This window comes from bacterium (genome assembly GCA_016873475.1).
Taxonomy (GTDB): domain Bacteria; phylum Krumholzibacteriota; class Krumholzibacteriia; order JACNKJ01; family JACNKJ01; genus VGXI01.
Genome location: VGXI01000413.1, coordinates 1 through 1,633, shown reverse-complemented (window position 1 = coordinate 1,633; position 1,633 = coordinate 1). Strand labels below are relative to the sequence as shown.

The following is a 1,633-nucleotide window of genomic DNA, read 5'->3' as shown; positions in this document are numbered from 1 at the left end:
AAAATATCATCCACGCCATGAATACACTCCCCCGCCTCGTGGAAGGCGCGCTGGCCGAGCGGCTGCGGGTGATGCCGGCGGTCGTGGTGACCGGCGCGCGGCAGACCGGCAAGAGCACCCTGGTCGCCGAGCGCGTGTCCGGCCAGCGGCGCTACGCCTCGCTGGACGACCTCGACGCGCTGGGCGCCGCGCGCCGCGACCCGGACCTGCTGGTCGGCGGCACGGACCCGGTGACCCTCGACGAAGTGCAGCGCGAGCCCGGCTTCCTCGCGGCCGTGAAGCGGAGCATCGACCGCGACCGCCGGCCCGGGCGCTTCCTGCTCACCGGCTCGGCGAACCTGCTGCTCATGCGCCAGGTCTCCGAGTCGCTGGCCGGCCGCGCGAGCTACCTGGCGCTCTGGCCGATGACCCGGCGCGAGCAGCGCGGCGAGGGCCGCGCGGGGCGTTGGGAAGAGCTGCTCGCCGCCCGCGACGCCGACTGGCTCGAGCTGCTCGCGGCCGGCGAGGGTGCGGTCGAGGACTGGAAAGCGCTCGCGCGCCGGGGCGGCTTCCCCACGCCCGCGGTGCACCTCAAGACGGCGAAGGATCGCGCCATCTGGTTCGACGGCTACGTGCGCACTTACCTGGAGCGCGACCTCCAGGACCTCGCCTCGATCGGCTCGCTGCCCGACTTCCGGCGCCTCATGCGCGCGGCCTGCCTGCGTCTGGGCCAACTCGTCAACCAGACCGAGCTGGGGCGCGACGCGGCGCTGCCCCAGGCCACGGTGCACCGCTGGCTGAACCTGCTCGAGACCTCCTACCAGCTCGTGCGGCTGCCCGCTTTCGCGGTGAACCGCACGAAGCGGCTGATCAAGGCGCCCAAGTTCTACTGGGGCGACACGGGCGTGGCGCTGCACCTGGCCGAGCTGGCGGAGCCGGGTGGCGCGCACCTGGAGAACCTCGTGCTGGACGACCTGCTCGCCTGGCGGGACGCGCGGCTCGAGCGGGTGGAGCTCGGCTACTGGCGCACGACGGCCGGCGAGGAGGTGGACTTCGTGATCGAGACCGGCGGCAAGCTGCTGCCGGTCGAGGTCAAGGCCGCGGCTCGGCCTCGCCTAACCGACGCCACGCACCTGCGGTCCTTTCAGGCGGAGTACGGGAAGCAGGCGCGCGCTGGGCTCTTGCTGCACACGGGCAGCGCACTGGAGTGGTTGGCGCCGGGCGTGCTTGCGGCACCCTGGTGGCGGGTGCTCTGAGGCATTCGGGCGGGTGCTTGGGGCACGATCCAATTCTGAGCCAAACCCGATCCAAATCTGAGCCAATCCCTGAGCCAAACTGGCCCCAAATGACGGCACTGGGCCCTGCGGTGCCGACGTTTTGCGCCAGCCGAGCCGCGTTCCGAAACGTCGGGACTTGCACGCAACCCCCAACATTTCGTAAACCGCCTGCCATGGAAACCAAGGGCCGGAACAAAGCACTTCAGGCGATCCGCACGGCGGGGCTGGCACGACCGCGGGACCTCGAAGCTCAGGGCATATCGCGAGCGCAGCTAGCGCGCCTCGTGCGCGAGGGACTCGTGCTCCGGCAGAGCCGCGGCATCTACGTCGTCGCCAGTCACCAGCCGACTGCTGGTCACACGCTCGCGCAGGTCGCC

General features: G+C 71.2%; 2 protein-coding genes. Both read left to right on the top strand.

Going from position 1 to position 1,633, the window contains the following annotated elements; translation table 11 throughout:
• Positions 1-17 precede the first annotated feature (17 nt).
• Positions 18-1,235 (top strand): ATP-binding protein, encoded by a 1,218-nt coding sequence (locus FJ251_16255; GenBank protein MBM4119252.1) that lies wholly within the window; start codon positions 18-20, stop codon positions 1,233-1,235.
• 89 nt (positions 1,236-1,324) lie between these two features.
• Positions 1,325-1,633 (top strand): type IV toxin-antitoxin system AbiEi family antitoxin domain-containing protein (locus FJ251_16250; GenBank protein ID MBM4119251.1); only part of this gene is annotated, 309 nt, incomplete at its 3' end.